The sequence below is a fragment of the Priestia sp. P5_B4 genome (assembly GCF_056400385.1).
Map to the genome: position 1 here is coordinate 1 of NZ_JBFULJ010000772.1, position 1,837 is coordinate 1,837.

Genomic DNA, 1,837 nt, shown 5'->3' on the forward strand with positions numbered 1-1,837 from the left:
ATGGCTGATGGTTCCTCATACGGTTGTTGATTCTGTTATTAGTGAAGTGAAGCCTCTTTTAGCTGAAGGAGATATCGTAATTGAAGCCGGAAACTCTCATTACAAAGAGTCTATTCGACGCTATAACGAGTTAAAAGAAAACAAAATCCGCTTTATGGACGTTGGAACATCTGGCGGAATGGAAGGCGCTCGTAACGGAGCTTGTTATATGATTGGCGGAGATCGTGAAGCGTGGGAAATTGTTGAACCTATCTTCCGCGATACAGCAGTAGAAAACGGATATCTATACGCTGGTGAAGCAGGCAGCGGCCACTTTTTAAAAATGGTTCATAACGGCATTGAATACGGCATGATGGCTGCAATCGGAKAAGGATTTGAAGTTCTTGAAAAAAGCCAATTTAACTATGATTACGAAAAAGTAGCAAGAGTATGGAACAATGGATCTGTTATTCGTTCATGGCTAATGGAATTAACAGAAAATGCATTCTCTAAAGATGCTAAGCTAGATGACATCAAAGGAGTTATGAACTCTTCTGGTGAAGGGAAATGGACGGTAGAAACCGCTCTAGACCTTCAAACAGCTACGCCGGTTATTGCAATGTCTTTACTGATGCGCTATCGCTCGCTTGAAGATGATACCTTTACAGGAAAGGTAGTTTCCGCACTTCGAAATGAGTTTGGCGGTCATGCTGTGGAAAAGAAATAACAAGTGAAATAGTGGGTATAGTAAAAAAAACTAATGGAGGAATGAAAAAATGAAATTTTTTATTGATACTGCAAACCTTGACGATATTAAAAAAGCATACAAAGTGGGCGTTTTATCTGGCGTCACAACAAACCCTTCTCTTGTTGCAAAAGAAGGCGTAAAGTTTGAAGATCGTATTGAAGAAATTTTAAAAACTGTTCCAGAAGTAGAATCCGTTTCAGCAGAAGTGACGCCGGATGCCGAAACAGCAGAAGACATGATTGCGCAAGCAGAAGAACTAATTAAAATTAATGGCGGGGATCAAAATATTACGATTAAGCTTCCAATGACAATCGCTGGATTAGAAGCGACTCGCTACCTTGCTAAAAAAGGTGTAAAAACAAACGTAACGCTTATTTTCACTGTGAACCAAGCGCTTTTAGCAGCTCGTGCAGGTGCAACATATGTATCTCCATTCCTTGGTCGCCTTGATGATATTTCAGAAGACGGCGTACAGCTTGTGGCTAAAATTGCCGAGTTGTTCYGCATTCAAAATATTGACTCTCAAATCATTGCGGCTTCTGTAAGACATCCGGATCACGTTACACGCGTAGCCCTTGCCGGAGCTCATATTGCAACGATTCCATATTCAGTAATCGAGCAGCTTGTTAAACATCCTTTAACCGAACAAGGAATCGAAAAATTTGCGGCTGATTGGAAAAATGCTGTTCAAAATTAAGTAAAAGATAAAGAACGTGCGCATTCTAGAAAAAGAATGCACCCGTTCTCTCATAATATCCTTAAAGAGGTAAACACCATGAATACAGTAGATGCTAAGATGATTAAAACCCAATACGGTTCAGAGGTTTATGTAGATGATGTAGAACATATTAACTTTAAAAGCCTTCATGCGCCGAAAGTTAACCAGCCGCTCTATCGCATTGAATTTGAAATTGGCTACTTTTTATTAAAAGAACACAGATATTACGAGTACGAAAAAAACTATTTTTGGCTTGCGGTAAGCGAAGATTTTAGTAAGCTAATTATTCAAGAACCTGATATGGAAAGCTTATTTGGAGCTAAAAGCGAAGAAGAAAGAAAGGCGACAAAAGAGCTTTTAAGTCAGTGGCTCATTCATACAGAGGCTTATAA

The 1,837-nt window shown here is 39.4% G+C and carries 3 protein-coding genes; all 3 read left to right on the top strand.

Features of this window, described 5'->3' with window-relative positions; genetic code table 11:
* On the top strand, positions 1 to 706 hold a 706-nt coding region (gene gnd, locus AC1DRF_RS25785), incomplete at its 5' end, for a phosphogluconate dehydrogenase (NAD(+)-dependent, decarboxylating) (RefSeq protein WP_477742051.1).
* Between the two features lie 49 nt (positions 707 to 755).
* Positions 756 to 1,424 (top strand): fructose-6-phosphate aldolase, encoded by a 669-nt coding sequence (fsa, locus tag AC1DRF_RS25790; RefSeq protein WP_477742052.1) that lies wholly within the window; start codon positions 756 to 758, stop codon positions 1,422 to 1,424.
* A 78-nt stretch (positions 1,425 to 1,502) separates the two neighbouring features.
* The coding region (locus tag AC1DRF_RS25795; protein ID WP_477742053.1) for a hypothetical protein at positions 1,503 to 1,837 on the top strand (335 nt) is incomplete at its 3' end.